Annotated in this window: 17 protein-coding genes and 1 tRNA gene; 8 read left to right on the forward strand and 10 right to left on the reverse strand. The window is 42.6% G+C overall.

Annotated features, from left to right (window positions below; all coding sequences use genetic code 11):
• Nucleotides 1–237 precede the first annotated feature (237 nt).
• The gene (gene nagA, locus ACTU7M_RS07675; protein ID WP_443473800.1) at nucleotides 238–1,383 is read left to right on the forward strand and encodes an N-acetylglucosamine-6-phosphate deacetylase; all 1,146 of its coding nucleotides are present in this window, start codon (nucleotides 238–240) and stop codon (nucleotides 1,381–1,383) included.
• A gap of 536 nt (nucleotides 1,384–1,919) precedes the next feature.
• Here the strand turns inward: nagA and ACTU7M_RS07680 are convergent.
• The 7 genes from ACTU7M_RS07680 to ACTU7M_RS07710 form a co-directional block, all read right to left on the reverse strand.
• Nucleotides 1,920–2,621, reverse strand: coding sequence for an MBL fold metallo-hydrolase (locus ACTU7M_RS07680; RefSeq protein ID WP_443473801.1), 702 nt, complete (start codon nucleotides 2,619–2,621; stop codon nucleotides 1,920–1,922).
• 110 nt (nucleotides 2,622–2,731) lie between these two features.
• Nucleotides 2,732–2,804: transfer RNA gene (locus tag ACTU7M_RS07685), tRNA-Arg, on the reverse strand.
• Between the two features lie 68 nt (nucleotides 2,805–2,872).
• Nucleotides 2,873–3,130 (reverse strand): hypothetical protein, encoded by a 258-nt coding sequence (locus tag ACTU7M_RS07690; RefSeq protein WP_443473802.1) that lies wholly within the window; start codon nucleotides 3,128–3,130, stop codon nucleotides 2,873–2,875.
• A gap of 125 nt (nucleotides 3,131–3,255) precedes the next feature.
• On the reverse strand, nucleotides 3,256–4,500 hold the full coding sequence (locus tag ACTU7M_RS07695; RefSeq protein ID WP_443473803.1) for an aminopeptidase: 1,245 nt from the start codon (nucleotides 4,498–4,500) through the stop codon (nucleotides 3,256–3,258).
• A gap of 178 nt (nucleotides 4,501–4,678) precedes the next feature.
• On the reverse strand, nucleotides 4,679–5,218 hold the full coding sequence (locus tag ACTU7M_RS07700; RefSeq protein WP_443473804.1) for a GNAT family N-acetyltransferase: 540 nt from the start codon (nucleotides 5,216–5,218) through the stop codon (nucleotides 4,679–4,681).
• A gap of 14 nt (nucleotides 5,219–5,232) precedes the next feature.
• Nucleotides 5,233–6,120 (reverse strand): hypothetical protein, encoded by an 888-nt coding sequence (locus ACTU7M_RS07705; protein ID WP_443473805.1) that lies wholly within the window; start codon nucleotides 6,118–6,120, stop codon nucleotides 5,233–5,235.
• 33 nt (nucleotides 6,121–6,153) lie between these two features.
• Nucleotides 6,154–6,612: a flavodoxin gene (locus ACTU7M_RS07710; protein ID WP_443473806.1), complete on the reverse strand. Its 459-nt coding sequence runs from the start codon at nucleotides 6,610–6,612 to the stop codon at nucleotides 6,154–6,156.
• Nucleotides 6,613–6,720: 108 nt separating this feature from the next.
• Here ACTU7M_RS07710 and ACTU7M_RS07715 point away from each other — a divergent pair, with 108 nt between their 5' ends.
• The 3 genes from ACTU7M_RS07715 (at nucleotide 6,721) to ACTU7M_RS07725 (ending at nucleotide 8,593) form a co-directional block, all read left to right on the forward strand.
• Nucleotides 6,721–7,677: a Gfo/Idh/MocA family protein gene (locus tag ACTU7M_RS07715; RefSeq protein WP_443473807.1), complete on the forward strand. Its 957-nt coding sequence runs from the start codon at nucleotides 6,721–6,723 to the stop codon at nucleotides 7,675–7,677.
• 90 nt (nucleotides 7,678–7,767) lie between these two features.
• Nucleotides 7,768–7,938, forward strand: a complete 171-nt coding sequence (locus ACTU7M_RS07720) for a hypothetical protein (RefSeq protein ID WP_443473808.1) — start codon at nucleotides 7,768–7,770, stop codon at nucleotides 7,936–7,938.
• Between the two features lie 31 nt (nucleotides 7,939–7,969).
• Entirely contained in the window at nucleotides 7,970–8,593 is a 624-nt protein-coding gene (locus ACTU7M_RS07725; RefSeq protein ID WP_443473809.1) for a PepSY domain-containing protein, read from the forward strand.
• A gap of 210 nt (nucleotides 8,594–8,803) precedes the next feature.
• Here ACTU7M_RS07725 and ACTU7M_RS07730 read toward each other — a convergent pair whose 3' ends face one another.
• The gene (locus ACTU7M_RS07730; RefSeq protein WP_443473810.1) at nucleotides 8,804–9,346 is read right to left on the reverse strand and encodes a DUF924 family protein; all 543 of its coding nucleotides are present in this window, start codon (nucleotides 9,344–9,346) and stop codon (nucleotides 8,804–8,806) included.
• A 125-nt stretch (nucleotides 9,347–9,471) separates the two neighbouring features.
• Between ACTU7M_RS07730 and ACTU7M_RS07735 the strand changes: the two genes are divergently transcribed.
• The 3 genes from ACTU7M_RS07735 (at nucleotide 9,472) to ald (ending at nucleotide 13,806) form a co-directional block, all read left to right on the forward strand.
• On the forward strand, nucleotides 9,472–10,539 hold the full coding sequence (locus ACTU7M_RS07735; RefSeq protein ID WP_443473811.1) for an NAD/NADP octopine/nopaline dehydrogenase family protein: 1,068 nt from the start codon (nucleotides 9,472–9,474) through the stop codon (nucleotides 10,537–10,539).
• Between the two features lie 13 nt (nucleotides 10,540–10,552).
• On the forward strand, nucleotides 10,553–12,460 hold the full coding sequence (locus ACTU7M_RS07740; protein ID WP_443473812.1) for a hypothetical protein: 1,908 nt from the start codon (nucleotides 10,553–10,555) through the stop codon (nucleotides 12,458–12,460).
• Between the two features lie 233 nt (nucleotides 12,461–12,693).
• Complete coding sequence (ald, locus tag ACTU7M_RS07745; RefSeq protein WP_443473813.1) at nucleotides 12,694–13,806, forward strand: alanine dehydrogenase; 1,113 nt, start codon at nucleotides 12,694–12,696, stop codon at nucleotides 13,804–13,806.
• A gap of 43 nt (nucleotides 13,807–13,849) precedes the next feature.
• Here ald and ACTU7M_RS07750 read toward each other — a convergent pair whose 3' ends face one another.
• Together ACTU7M_RS07750 and ACTU7M_RS07755 are read right to left on the reverse strand one after the other, a co-directional pair.
• A complete protein-coding gene (locus tag ACTU7M_RS07750; RefSeq protein ID WP_443473814.1) occupies nucleotides 13,850–14,335 on the reverse strand; it encodes a hypothetical protein in 486 nt (161 codons plus the stop codon).
• Nucleotides 14,336–14,380: 45 nt separating this feature from the next.
• On the reverse strand, nucleotides 14,381–15,016 hold the full coding sequence (locus ACTU7M_RS07755) for a DsbA family oxidoreductase (protein ID WP_443473815.1): 636 nt from the start codon (nucleotides 15,014–15,016) through the stop codon (nucleotides 14,381–14,383).
• A gap of 89 nt (nucleotides 15,017–15,105) precedes the next feature.
• Between ACTU7M_RS07755 and ACTU7M_RS07760 the strand changes: the two genes are divergently transcribed.
• On the forward strand, nucleotides 15,106–15,816 hold the full coding sequence (locus tag ACTU7M_RS07760) for a class I SAM-dependent methyltransferase (RefSeq protein WP_443473816.1): 711 nt from the start codon (nucleotides 15,106–15,108) through the stop codon (nucleotides 15,814–15,816).
• Nucleotides 15,817–15,858 lie beyond the last annotated feature (42 nt).

The following is a 15,858-nucleotide window of genomic DNA, read 5'->3' on the forward strand; positions in this document are numbered from 1 at the left end:
TGTGAGTCCTCCTGTTGTTTTGTGTGGTAACTAAATTATAGGGGTTCACTGGCCTTTTTGCATTTAAAAACAAAAATGGTGCCAGTGAATCAAAATGATTCACCAACACCAAATATTATAGAGCCAAACAAAAACATCGAGGATGAAAGCGATGAAGGGAATATGCCCCTTCATCTTTTTTAATCCCGTTTTTTGGTATAGAATAGTCTTATATCAAACGAAAAAGAGGCGAAATACGTGAAACAGTATGTGCAAGCAGATCTTTTTTATTTAGCAGACGGCGTTAAGGGACCAGGTTATTTGGCAATTGCAGACGGCAAATTCGGTGCGTTCCAAACCGAAAAACCAGAAGGCGAAATCCTGGACTACAGTGGGAAACACATTGCTCCGGGCTTTGTAGACACGCATATTCATGGCTTCAAGGGTTATGACGTGATGGACAATGATGTTGAAGGATTGAAAGTTATTTCAGAAGGCATTTTATCTTGTGGGGTAACTTCCTATTTGCCGACAACATTGACAGCGTCTACAGAAGAATTGGACGCGGTGTGCCAAACAATCGGTGAAAATGCCGACAAAATAAAGGGTGCAAAGATTCAAGGTATATTCTTGGAGGGACCTTTTTTTAACGAAAAATACAAAGGGGCACAAAATCCAAAATATATGAGCGACCCATCGATCGATACGTTGACAAAATGGCAAGAACTGGCGAATGGTTATGTCCGTAAAATTGCGATCGCACCAGAACGCGAAGGGGCATTGGCATTCATCGACTATGCAACGGATAATGATATTAATGTGGCCATTGCACATACCGATGCAACGTATGAACAATGTAAGGCAGCAGTTGAGCATGGTGCGAACATCTTCGTCCATACCTATAACGGCATGCGTGGCTTGCATCACCGTGAACCAGGAGTGGTGGGAGCAGCGATGAGTTTGAAGGAAGCTTTTTCTGAACTGATTTGTGACGGACATCATGTTCATCCAGTTTCAGCTGGTATTGTTATGGATGCTCATGGTCGCGATAAAACGATGTTTGTGACGGACTGTATGCGTGGTGGTGGCATGGGCGATGGAGATTCCATGTTAGGTGAATTCGAAGTTACCATCAAAGATGGCGCAGCGCGTTTGAAAGCGGACGGTAACTTGGCTGGTAGTGTCCTGGAGATGATAACGGCTGTACAAAATGTGGTAGCTTGGGGCATTGCGACACCTGAAGAAGCCATTCAAATGGCCAGTATCGTTCCAGCTAAAAGCGTTGGTATTGCTGACCGTTGTGGCCAAATCAAATTAGGTTATGCTGCCGACTTTTTAGTTTTGGATCAAAACCTGAACCTGGAAGAGACATATTTGGACGGTAAATCAGTTTTTAAATCTTAATTGCAAAACAATAGTTTGTTTATAAGCAAATGATTAAAAAAATCAGAGGATGTATCCATCATAATATATACTTTCGCTTTGTAAGTGTAAGTCAATATTATGATGGATTTTTTTTGAATACTTCAATAAAAAATTAACATAAATCTATGTAATGAACATTATGTTACTTTTTTGGGTTAAAATAAATATACTTATTTAGATTTATTTGCTCATTTTTTAAAAATTAATTTGATTTTAACTGTTCGTTGAATTATAATAGTTATGACAAAGGTAGCGCTATCGTTTGTCAAACTTTAGTTTATCCTTCAACAGTCTAAGGAGGCCAATCTTTAAGTGTCACATCAGTCATATGTTGTTAAGACGGACGACCATATATTTCATTTTGCTGGCCCCCATTTACCAATTAAATATTTCAATCCCCGCTTTATCTAGTTTTTCTGCTATTTATCAGACTTCATTACCAGCATCGTGAAAAGATATGGTGTCGTCAAGGGTTTTGAAAAAAGAGAACCGTTCCTTTTAGGAACGGTTCTCTCTTATTTTATAAGGCCTTGCGCTTCTTCAATAGTTAGAGGAAGAACTTCTAAAGGATTAGCCATGACCACACCATGGCCTGTACCGATATAATCTATATCAAGATCAAGGAATCCTTTCACCATCTCAATGCTTAAGGGTAAGTCCCAGTTCAACCGTGCCGGTTTAGGAAAGGCATCACGGTGCACACCACAAATGGCGGCTCCACCCAAAGTTTGAAGGACATCGCCAACGAGCAGATAATTTTTATCTGGATTATAAAAACAAATATGTCCGGGTGTGTGACCGGGAGTGAACAAAACTTCAAGTTCACCAACTTTATCCCCAGCTACTAATAATTTATCTGGAACAAAGGGTAGACTATCAGGAATCCCTTCTTTCAAAGGGGTTTGTTTGTCAGATGGTAACAATTCTTTTTTCAGTATTAATTGATATTCACGTTCCGGAAATAAAAGGGGTGTCTCTGGAAAAGCTTCTTTAAAAGCAACTAATCCCCCTAAATGGTCATCGTGACTATGCGTAATGGCAATCGCCTTTAAAGGACGACCATCTTCCTTGATAAAAGAAATAATTTCAGCAATCTGATCTGACTCAACGGCGGTATCCACCAGTATTAAGCCATCGTCTTCTTCTATAATAAATAGGTTATTTTCATTTTCAACGGTAATTTGTTTTGCGTTCGCAAATGATTCAACAGTTAACATTCCATGACCTCACTTTCAGAAGCCAATCATACGATTTACGAACTGTTTGAGTCAAACAAAAGCACTTCAAAAATAACATATTATACATGACGTCTATTTAACAAAAAAAACGGTCCCGAGAGGGATCGAACCTCCGACACCTCGTTTAGGAAACGAGTGCTCTCTCCACTGAGCTACGGGACCAAAATACTCTTTATTATTTCATTAAAACAACAATAAGTCCAGAAAAACCAGCAGGAAACTGCTGGTTTTTAAGATTCTAAATCCTCGATGCGGTGCTCAAGTTCGGTTACTTTATGGTTCAGTTCCTGAACTTGTTCTTTTAATTGTTCAAAGCTTGAAGGGTCGATCATCTCTTCCGATTGATTGTTAAGTTCTTGAAAGATGAAAGTAAGTCCAAAAATCAAAATAACACCGACTAAAATATAAAACCAACTCCGAGGTGGAGAATCATTTTCAGGTTTTGGTTTCATATGTTCAAGTGTTTCTTTTGCACTTTTCTTCTCCAAAAAAATCACCCAGCTTTCTTTTTCCTTGCATTAATTATAGCCCAACATATTACCAAAGTAAAAATATGAATCAAAATCTACACAAAAAGAGGTGGGAAAATCCCACCTCCATCAAATAAATTAAATTAGAATGCCCAGTCACCGTTACGGAAGATCGGCATGCGGGTACCGTCTTTACGGATACCGTCAATGTTCATTGTTTCTGAACCAATCATGAAGTCAACGTGAACGTTTGAACGGTTCAAACCGCGTTCAGCTAATTCTTCTTGAGACATTTCTGTTCCACCCTTAACTGAGAACGCGTAAGCAGAACCCAATGCCAAGTGATTAGAAGCATTTTCGTCGAACAATGTGTTGAAGAATACCAATCCTGATTGAGAAATCGGGGATTTATGTGGAACTAGAGCAACCTCGCCCAATGAACGAGCGCCTTCGTTATCTTCCACAAGGTGCTTCAAGACATCTTCGCCTTTTTCAGCCGTAACTTCTACCACTGCGCCATCTTTGAAAGTGAATGTCATCCCTTCGATGATGTTTCCGCTGTAGCTCAATGGTTTTGTGGACTTAACCACACCGTCGATACGGCGACCATCTGGAGCAGAGAAAACTTCTTCTGTTGGCATGTTAGCCACAAATACTTCACCTTGTGCGTTAACAGCACCAGCCGAATCCCAGATATGTTCTTCCGGCATACCGATTGTGAAATCAGTACCTTCTGGTGTTGTATAATGCAACGCATCGAATTGTTCAGCGTTCAATACATCCGCTTTTGAGCGTAGACGTACTTCGTGCTCATCCCATGCTTTAACTGGATCAGCTTCGTAAACGCGACATGTTTTGAAAATTTCATCCCATAACGCATCCACTTGTTCTTCTTGAGTTTCCAAATGTGGGAAAACTTTAGCAGCCCAAGCAGCACCTGAAGCAGCCGCAACTGTCCAAGAAACTTTGTTTGCTTGTGTTGCAATACGTTGTGCCATCAAAGCTTTAGAAGTAGCTTTCATAACAGCAGCTAATTTCGCACTGTCAACGCCGTTCAAAGCATCCGGATCAGCCGAACGAACAGACAAGCGACTTGCTTTGCGTTCGATCAAGGCTTCTGATTCGTCGATTTGGTATTGCGGAATGTTTGTTAAGCGTTCTTCTGGTGTATGCAGATATTTTTCACGCGTGACGATATCATCCGCCCATTTCACGATAACTTCTTCCGCACCCAATGCGTAAGCTTCCTTCGTCAAAAGGCGAGCTAACGGTGCTTGGTCTACGTCGATATTAATGATGACTGTATGACCTTCTTGGACGTTAATCCCTTTTGAAATCAATAAACGCGCATATTTTTGCAAGTTTTCTTCAAAATTTGGTAAAACCATAAAATCAAACACTCCTTTAGAATTAATATTCACTATCATACCATAAGTAAGCGAAAAAAATCCTCCAGCCGGAGCCGGAGGACCCAAATAATTAAATCTTGGGGGGATTTAATTAAAGATCACTTTGAAAAGTAATCGTTATCATTATACCACGGTTCCCCAAAAAAGGAACATTTTTTTAAGAAGTCAAAATCGCCACATTCCGTGAAGAACGTTCGCCATAAACGTTATGGTACACCGCTACATATTCATCGGCAACCAACGACTTATCATTCGCCAGTATCTCAAAACGCACGCCAAACACTTCGGCCTCGTACGCCAACAGCTCTAAAGCATTTTTTAAATAAAAACCTTTACGTAGTTGCCGTTCGCGCTTATTTTCAGCATCGACTTTCGTTGATTCAATCTCGAGGCACACTTTAAATGCCTGATAGTGGTTTAGTAACCATTTTAAAGCCATGCTCCCAAAGCCCATACCACGATAGTCCGGGTGAATAGCCAAGTAATCAACAAGCACTGTTTGGTCGTGGATAGCGGAAATGGCGAAACCCACGAAAGGGAATTCGTTCGTTGAAAAAATAACCATTTCCACTGAACCTTCCGCCATTAAGTCTTTCATCATCGAAAATGATTTACGTTCATTTTCAGGGAAAGCGGTAAGGTATAACATTTCTATTTGTTGAAATTGTTCCGTTGTCGTGACAGGGACGACTTGCATATAATCAAAGCCTTTCAGTTTTTGTCCAATAATTTTATGTATTCCTGTTCCAGGCGGCCTTTTTCGGTCGCGATTTTCGTCAATAGATGGGTAACGTTGTCTTCCAATTGTTTCAATTGAACAAGGCTTTTTTCCACCGCATCTTTCGTTGACCAGTCGGAAAAAAGGTCATCAAAAAATTTATCAATGGCAGGTCCTGCTTCAGTCAAAGTCTGGTATTCACTGGCATAAATATAATTTAAGTCATGCAGCTCACGTTCCAAATTTTGGGTTTTACGTTCTAGATCCAATAACATCGCTTCGGCCACGTCCAGTTGTTCTGGTTTCACATGGTTCAAGAGGAAATCAATTTCAGTAATCAAATCCCAGTTGGAAATCGTTTCGGAACTATCCAGATTGGTCATGATATCCGTGATAATTTCCAATAGTTGATAACAGGCTTCTTCAGCCTCCAATGTCTGCACATATTCATAACGGAGACGGATGATTTGTTGGTCTTTATCAGTAATCGTATTTTCGACGACGCCATTATGGCGGATCAGATTTTCTCTCACTTCACGAATCCGGTTTTTTTTCTCGAGTATTTCGTTTTGCAACGCCATCAGACGCCGGTGAGCAGCTATCTTCAGCGAATACGCCTTGTCGAATTCAATTTTAGCGCTGATGATATCGCTTGTTTCTTGATCGATTTGGCGTTTATAGGAACCAATAATCTTCAAAATGGCGTTGGATAGAGACTCCTGTTGCAATTTTTCCAGATTTGCATTTTTTTTCGACATCTGTTTTACGACAGCTTGTAATCTCTCTTCCTGTTCCCGAAGTGATTCCTCTGCGACATAATGTTTGCGTGACAACGAGCCGAGCTGCAACAGTAGAATTTCATATTCCATACCCACATCCATAGGTAATCCCCTCAGTTCCACATATCCACCAACCTATCCGACAGTTGACTCGTAAGTCTCAACCATCCCTTTAACAAACGCTTGTAAGTTTGCCACATCTTCCTCTTCGGCATTCAAATCCACTTTAACGCCGGTTGCTCCTTTGGTTGCCCCCGTTTTGGCAAATTGTTGTTCGAAATCATCAACGGCTGTACAGAACTGTTCATAAAAGGTATCGCCAGAACCTACCACACCATATATTTTTCCGGTTAAATCAATCTCTTCCAGTTCTTCATAGAAATCAATAATTTCATCTGGCAAATCGCCGTCCACGCCGTAAGTATAGCTGGCAACGATACAGTAATCGTAGTCTTCATAATCAGCAGGATCAGCCTGTACGCATTCAACAACGTCAACATCGACCCCGTGTTCTTCAAATATTTCGGCGGTGATATCCGCAATTTCTTCCGTGTTTCCTGTTAGGCTCGCATAAACGATTAATGCTTGCGTCATGACAATCATCCTTCTTTCATTTCACTTTACCAAAGTATAACAAATTTTTGAATAGGATACACCCTCCAAGAACGTTATAATAAAAGGAAAATAAGGAGGTAATAAGTAATGAATGAAGTTGTATGGGGAATGATCGGGTGTGGCGATGTTACGGAAAAGAAAACCGGACCGGGTTTGTATAAAGCAAAGGGAAGCCGCTTGAAAGGTGTCTTCAGCCGGACGCAAGCCAGAGCGGAAGACTGGGTGAACCGTCATGGGCATGGGACTGCCTATTTGACTGTAGAAGAAATGTTGGCAGACGCAGAAATTACGGCCGTTTATATTGCAACCCCACCAGATAGCCATTACGCATATGCCATGCAAGCCATAGCGGCTGGTAAAGCAGTATTGATGGAAAAACCAATGGCCATTCATAAGTATGAATGCCAGGAAATTATCACCGCAGCAGAGAAGGCCGGGGTATCGGTTTTCGTCAACTTTTATCGCCGCGGATTGCCAAAAATACAAATGATTAAAGAAAAATTGGACCAGGGTGAAATCGGCAAGCCTTTAACAGTGGAAATTCGTCATTTCCAAAAGCCACATCCTTCAGATTATGAAAATCCGTTACCTTGGCGTTTGCGCCCGGAAGCAGGTGGCGGCAAGGCATTGGATACACAAGTGCATGTCATGGATTACTTGAGCTACTTTTTTGGTCATTTGACCTGGATGGATGGTTGCGCCATGAACAAAGGTGGCTTGTATACGGTTGAGGATACGACGGTTGCGAACTTCATTTTTTCCCAAGAAATTATTGGGACGGCCGCGTGGTGCTATGTGGCTGGTTATGAGTTGGATGAGGTAACGATTACGGGTACTGCCGGAAAAATGGTGTTCTCGGGAACGGGTGTAACGGATTTGGTAGTGAATGGGGAAGCGATTGATTTGGAGGAACCGGAGCATGTTGGGTTGGCGTTTATTCAAAGTGTCGTGGATGAATTGAATGGCAAGGGCAATAGCCCGGCGGATTTGGAAAGTGCGGCTTTGGTGACGCGTTGGTTTGAGCGACTTTTATCCAAAACTTGAGCCAAATAAACCATATCGTTTGAGTTTGGATTTTATTTCCTTTAGCATATGTGTAAAGAAAGACGTCACATAGGAAAGGTGGGAAATTCGATGGAAAAGTGGAAGAAACTCATGTTAGCCGCAGTTGCGTCACTTGCTTTGGTTGCATGTTCGACTGATACTGGCACGGAGGATCCCGTAGATGATCCAGACGTTGAAAATTCGATTGATGAATCGGGAATGGAAACGGATGGCATGGAAGATGATGACGGAGGATATTAAGGCAATCTGATTTGAGGGGAGAAAATTTGTCATGAAGAAATGGAAAATGCTTAGTTTAGTTGGTTTATCTGGATTGGTATTGGCCGCTTGTGGTGACAATACCGAGACAACAGAGACGCCGCCGACAGATGATACGACAACCGATACAACAACCGATACAACAACTGAGACAAGTTCTGTACCGGATGATACAGGTGTTATGGATGATTCCAATTCCGAAACAGGTGAAACGCTAAGTTTACAAGACGCCGTTGATATTTACATGCGTGAATATCCGGATGCACAGATACATAAGGTTGATTTCGATGAAGACTCTGGTAAATGGTCATATGAAATTGAGGGTGTATTCGAGAACCGTGAATACGATGCAGAAATCGATGCCGTTTCCGGAGACATCATTAAAGTTGATGAAGATGACCATGACGATAATGAACATAATGACGATGAATACTTGAATTTTGACAATCTGATCACCCCAACAGAAGCAGTAGAGATTGCTAAAACTGCTTTGGCTGACGATTCAGAGTTAGAAGGTTGGGAATTGGATGCGGACGATGACCATAATAATCGTGCGAAATACGATATTGAGTTCCAAGGTCATGACCGCGATGTAAGGGTTGACGCTGAAACAGGCGAAGTTTTGGAAATAGACTAAGTTGAATAGTGAATCGGCAAGGGTGAGAGAACCTTTGCCGATTTTTTGTTTGGTAAGGACGACGATTAAGTTTTGTTGTTCGGGTTAATCGTCGTGATTTTCCAAAATGGCGACGATTAAGAAGTGGGCGACTAGCTAATAGGCGCAAAATCGCCAAATCACGACGATTAGCAATATTCGAAACAGCTAATCGTCGTGATTTTTTACCGGTTAAAAAGTATTCCCGGGTTTTTCCATAAACGCAATCTCTTCCGGGGTGGAAGTCTGGTTGCGTGCTTCATTCCGGTGTGGGTAATAGCCAAAGCGCTCGATAATCGCTTGGTGTTGCAATTCGATTTCATAGGAAAGGTCATCGGTATGTTCCTTGAATAAGGGCACAGCCAATTTATGGATGGCACTGGATTCTGAGTGCATGAACGGCATCAAGAGAAATCTTTTTTCATCGATGGTTAGTTCATTGAAATCAGGGAGCTTAATGGCTTCTTGAGAAAGAACCAGGGCCATGGTGTCTTGCGCGTAAGCTTTGGCATCGTCACGACATAGGTTTCTTGAGAATTGATCGAGGACAATGATTTCTGCCAACCGTCCTTTAATGGTTTCACGCCAATGCCAGTATTCACCCTTGATGGCGGACTGCCAAGTTACATAGAATTGGTTGTAAATTTTCTTATCAAAATCTTCATTTTTTTCAAACCAAAAAGGAACATTTTCCGGGTCAAACCAGAAGTCTAACACTGTTTGAAAATCTTTCATAAAAATCCTCTCCTTCATTTTTAATTGTATCACATTCATGTTGGACGCTAGGCCATTACTGTGATATAACTTAGTTATACAAACAATGATAGCGCTGACATAAATGTAGAAAGTAGGGTGAGGAAATGAAGGTTACGGTTATCGGGGCAGGAAATTCAGGTTTGGCGATGGCGGCACATCTCACAATCGAAGGGCATGAGGTGACCTTGTGGAACCGAACTGAGAAGAATATCCAGGACCTTTTGGAGAACCCAATTATTCATTGCTCGGGTGTCATTAATGGGGATGCACGTATTGCACATGTTACCAATAATCTGAAAGATGCGCTTCTGGATCCGGAAATGATTTTTGTGACCACACCGGCATTTTCTCACGCAGGATTGGCGACACAATTTGCATCCTTCATCACGAAACCAACGACGATTATCTTAAATCCAGGCCGTACTTTTGGGGCTTTGGAATTCCAATACAATTTCCATAAAGTAAATCCCTTTGTAGAACCGATTATTGCGGAAACACAAACGATTCTTTATACCTGTCGTAAAGTAACTCAGAATCAGGTGGAAATTTATGCGTTGAAACACGACGTTTTGGTTTCGACGATTGCTGGGGATGACAACCAGACTTTGGTTAACAATTTGCCGACGGGTTTGCGGGACAAATTCATTCCAGCCAACTCGATGATTGAAACGTCCATCGGAAACGTTGGGATGATTATGCACTGTGCTCCCATTTTATTGAACACAGGCTGGGTGGAAAGTGAGCATGATGATTTCAATTACTATCGCACCGGAATCAGCCGAACAATCGCTGGGTTTATCGAAAAAATGGACAAAGAGCGGGTAGAAGTGGCTAAGAAACTGGGTCATCCGATTGAAACGGCGGTTGAATGGATGAAACGCACGTATGAATTGGAAGGTGATGATTTATACAGTGTAATTCAAAGCAATGAAGCGTATGCCACCATCCAAGCACCGCGTTCTTTGGAACATCGTTATGTCATGGAGGATATTCCAACCGGACTGGTACCACTGGAAGCGGTCGGGAAAGAACTCGGACTGGAAATGAAGACGATCGGTCTGGTTATTGATTTGGCCTCTACTCTCCTGGGAATTGATTTCCGCAAAGAAGGACGTAATTTGCATGAATTAATAGAAGAAAATGGAATATCGGCACGAATGATTCTTAATTAGAGGAGGTTGCTGCATGCCAGTTAAAGATAATGAAGTTTTTGCTTATTTAAAACCGTCACTTGATGCCCATACATTAGGTGTGAATGCGGCGGCTGAACTACTACGGAGCTGTGGTTACGAGGTCATCACGGGAGATACGCAGATTTCCAGTATCTTGAATGACATTCGTTATCAATCCAATCAAGAGAAATTGGTGGCTTGGTTACGGGAAAATAAAATTACCCATGTGGGCCTGAGTTATCGGTTGGATGAGGGAGTAGCCGTTAATATGGTGGGGTATGTCCTGTATGCTTTACGGGCCAATAACATGTTGGCAACGCAAGGTGGGCCGATTAATGGTATTTCTTTTGCCGGCTTGCCGAAAGCTTGCAAAATGATCAAGGAGCAATTCAACGATGTCATTCTGACTTTTCAAGGGAGTGAATCGCCACAGGAAACGTTAGGGAAATACGGTGTGCCCGAAGAACGCATTCCCGCTGAAATGAAGGAAGGCAGTAAATACGATGAAACACTCCTGAAATTCGGGGAGGCCATCATTCGTAAAAAAGCCTACCTGGATATGAAACCGATCGCACGTGCGAGCTACCAAGATAAAGGGACAATGAAAGATACGCTGGTAAAAAGGTTGAACGCCACCATGACCGACAACTACGCCCCTTTGTTGCGAGCACACGTTGGACCATTTTCTTCGACCGCGACACGCGAAGAGAATGTCGAAGAGTTCTTGAATTGGTGTAAGCATCTCTCGGACACGGGCTATTTGGATATCGTTTCGATCGGTAGTTCGCAACTTTCGCAATCCAATTTCGGGGAAGACTGGGGCGACCGACCCAATGGCGGAGGTGTACCGGTTAATAAACCGGAAGAATTTGAGCAAATCGCCGCAGCAGCGAGCCCGATGTTGGTCCGGACTTATTCCGGAACCCAACGCATTCCGGAAATGGCCAAGGTTTATGAAGACCATTTGAATACAGCCTGGCATGCTTTGTCGTTATGGTGGTTCAATAAGATGGATGGGCGCGGACCGTATGATGTTTATAAGAACTTGGTCGAACATGTTAAGACCATGAAATACATTGCGACAACCGATAAACCGTTCGAACCTAATACACCGCACCATTTCGCTTTCCGCGGGGCGGATGATACGACATATGTACTGTCCGCTTACTTGGCAGCCAAACTGGCTAAAAAAGTTGGCATTAAGACGTTTGTTCTACAAATCATGTTGAACACGCCCCGATACACTTGGGGTGTGCAGGATTTGGCCAAAGCGCGTGCGGCTTTGAGCCTGGTTCGTAATTTGGAAGATGAAAATTTCCGGGTTATTTTACAACCCCGGGCTGGTTTGGACTATTTCTCACCGGATTTAGACCAGGCTCGCATTCAATTGGCCGCGGTTTCGGCTTTAATTGATGATATCGAACCACAAAACGAACAAAGTCCACCTGTCCTTCATGTCGTAAGCTATTCAGAAGCGGATCATTTGGCAACACCTGCTGTTATAAACGAGAGTGTTCAGATCACGCAAACCGCAATCCAGGAATACCGGCGTCAACGTCGTGCTGGCTTGGTACCGGATATGAGCAAGAACGAGGATGTGTTAGCGCGCACCGAAACATTGCTGAAGCGGGTGGGGACGATGGTGGATGCCATCGAAGAACATGTCACAGATCCCTATTCTCCTGAAGGATTCTATACTATTTTCGCTGCTGGCTTTATGCCAACACCGTATATTTGGGCAGAAAAAGATGAATTTGAATACGTCACAAAGTGGCGTACAAAACCTTATCATGGTGGCGTCTGGGTGGTGGACGAAGAAGGGAAACCAGTGTCAGCCGAGCGCGTCGCTTCGGAAGCCATCCGGCACATTCCAGAGATTCAATATCGCTTGAAACAGCGTAACGCCGGACTGATAATATGAGAATTATTGTGGGGATTGTTTTTAAGTTGACAATTAACCAAAAAAATCACAAGTTTTTAAAACCACTGATTTTAGCTTCACATGGCGGTTGGTGAACATTATTAATTAACTTTTTCAATCATTAATTGAGTCAATATCCTTAGGTAAAACGCATAATTTTTTATAACCTCTTGATTTCATGGTATGATGGTAACAGTAAATATTAAATCTAGAAACATGGAGGAAATAATCATATGCTAATCGGGATACCGACAGAAATCAAAAACAACGAAAACCGCGTAGGACTTACGCCAGGTGGTACTGAGCTACTTGTTAAACAAGGACACAAAGTCATGGTGCAAGCGGGGGCGGGAGTTGGATCAGGATTTACTGATGAGCAGTATACTGAAGCTGGGGCAACACTTGAGCCGTCTGCTGATAAAGTATGGTCAGCTGAAATGGTCATCAAAGTTAAAGAGCCACAACAAACAGAATATAAATATTTCCGTAAAGACCTAATTCTATTCACTTACCTACATCTTGCAAATGAACCTGAATTAACAACTGCTTTAGAAGAATCTGGTGTGACTGCAATTGGTTATGAAACAATGCTTAGCGAGACAGGTACACTACCACTACTGAACCCGATGTCAGTTATTGCAGGACGTTTGGCTGTTCAAATCGGATCACACTTCCTGGAAAGCCATAACGGTGGAAAAGGAGTATTGATCGGTGGCGTACCGGGTGTTCAAAACGGTAAAGTTGTCATCATCGGTGGCGGGGTTACCGGACGTAATGCCTTGCAAATCGCTTTGGGTATGGGTGCTCATTGTACTGTTTTAGATGTGAGACCGGAAGTATTAACTGAAATCGAAGCTTTATACGGAACAGAAGTTGTGACACTTATGTCCAACGCTGTAAATATTGAAGAAGCACTTAAAGATGCAGATATCGTGATTGGGGCGGTCTTGATTCCAGGACGTAAAGCACCAACCTTGGTTACTGAGAAAATGGTTTCTCAAATGCAACCAGGTTCAGTGATTGTGGATATCGCTGTTGACCAAGGTGGTATCTTCGAAACTGAAGATCGCACCACAACACATGATGATCCCGTTTACGTTAAACACGGTGTTCTTCATTACGCTGTTCCAAATATGCCAGGTGCGGTTGCACGTACATCAACAATTGCTTTAACGAATGCAACTTTGCCATTTGCAGCTAAAATTGCAAAACTTGGACACATTGATGCAGCTAAAGAAGACGGTACTATCTTAACTGGCTTCAACGTATTTAAAGGTAAAGTTACCAACGCTGACGTTGCTGACTCACTTGGTAAAGAGTACGCAGAAATTACAACGTTGCTATAAAATAGAAAACAGGAGGTTCGGCGCTATGCCGGACCTCCTGTTTTTAATTAAATTGAAGATAAATATCCAATCCGTAGGGAATTTCGCTCATAACGAGTTCACCTTCAACAATCTGTTTGCTTCGACCGCCAATCACGTACACAAAAGCAGTCAGCATCGTTGACCCGAAGTAAGGCTTGATTGCCTCCACCTTATCAGCCGGAATTTTTCCGAGCGCGATTCCTTCAATAACCAAGGTGAAATCCGGTTCAATCGCCACATTCATCGTGGTTACTTCCTCAAACTCGAAAATTCGGCGTTCGCCATCGCGGAAATCAGCGTCCACTCGTCCTTGATATGGCTTAACGAACGGATCCTCGGCAATAATCTTTTTCGCGATTTCCTGAACAACCGCTTTATCTGCAACCATCTGACGGTCCGTCATCCGGGTTTCAAACTTCACATCCGAACCCAATGACTGTTCAGGCGCTTTGGTAGCTGTTGGAGCGACCGGTTTTTTATTTCCCTTGAAAAAATCAAATAATCCCATTCTGTCACCTCGACTTCATTTGAGACTATCGTACCACAAAACCGCTTACTTATCAGACCAAACTGTCGCCAAAGTCTTCGCAAATACTTCTTCTGGCTGTGCACCCGACACTGCATATTTTCTGTCGAAAACAAAGAAAGGAACGCCTTGGACTCCGATTTGCTTCGCTTCGTTAATTTCCGCGCGCACGTTTGAAGCATAGCGCTCCGATTCCAAAACTACCCGTGCTTCTTCGCGGTCCAGACCTATTTCAGCCGCCAAATCCACCAATGTATTAAAATCACTAATTAATAATGAATCAGTGAAATAGGCTTTTTTCAAACGTTCGTCATATTCGTTCCCTTTTCCAACTTCCTTCGCGTAATGGAATAAACGGTGAGCATCAAACGTGTTCGCATATTGGGCAGTATCGTTATTGAAGGTTAACCCGACAGTGTCTGCCATTTCCGCAACTTGTTTATTCATTTGTTCGACTTGCGGCAAAGGCATGCCTTTGAGTTCTGCCAACGTTTCATTCATGGTTTTACCTGGAATGTGTTTGGCGGTTGGATCTAATTGGTAGCTTTTGTATTCAATTTCAACGTCTTCTGCATGGTCGAATTTTGCCAATGCGTCTTCGAGGCGCTTATTGCCGATATAGCAAAAGGGACATACGAAGTCGGACCAAATTTCTATTTTCAAATGACTTCCTCCTAAATGGTTTGTATAATGAATATAGCAAAGAGAAGATTCGGATTCAAATTTTTGGATTTTGAGATAAGAGGTGCAGGATGAACAGATTTGATGAAATTGCCGGAGAGTATGATGAAGATATTTACCCTTTAAATGAAAAGGAATTTGTGACGCCAACGGTTGAAAAACTGGCAGAGTTGGCGCCCGGAAATGATGTTCTGGAACTGGCGGTAGGGACCGGACGGATTGCCATTCCATTAGCGGAACGTGGGTTCCAGGTGACCGGTATGGATATTTCGGAGGGGATGCTTCAGGAACTCCACAAGAAAAGTGACCGGGTTAAAACACTGGTTGGAGACATGCGCAATGTAGCTGTGGATGCGCAGTTTGACTTGGTGTATTTAATTTTTAATGGCATCACGTACGCATTGACGTTGGACGACCAAGTGGCGACTATCCAGAATGCCGCGCGTCATCTGCGATCGGGTGGGGTGCTGGTCATCGAAACGTTCGTCCCACGGGTTCATGAAATTGTGGGGGATAACCGTGCACCATTTGCTTTGGAAGAAGATTTTATTGGCTATGATGAGTATGATCGTGTTAACCAAAAATTGATTTCAAAGCAATTTGATTTGTCAGAAGACCAGGTTGCATCCCACCAAACTGAACATCGTTACGTGTGGCCATCAGAACTGGAATTAATGGGCCGTTTGGCAGGCTTGGAAGTCGCCTATAAGTGGGGGGATTGGACCGGCGAAGCGTTGACCAATGATTCTGACGATATGATTATTATTTTTCGCAAAAAGTGATTACTCATATGGAAAAATGACTTTGAGTAATCACTTAATGGG

Origin of the sequence: Jeotgalibaca sp. A122 (genome assembly GCF_052266715.1) — a bacterium.
Classification (GTDB): domain Bacteria; phylum Bacillota; class Bacilli; order Lactobacillales; family Aerococcaceae; genus Jeotgalibaca.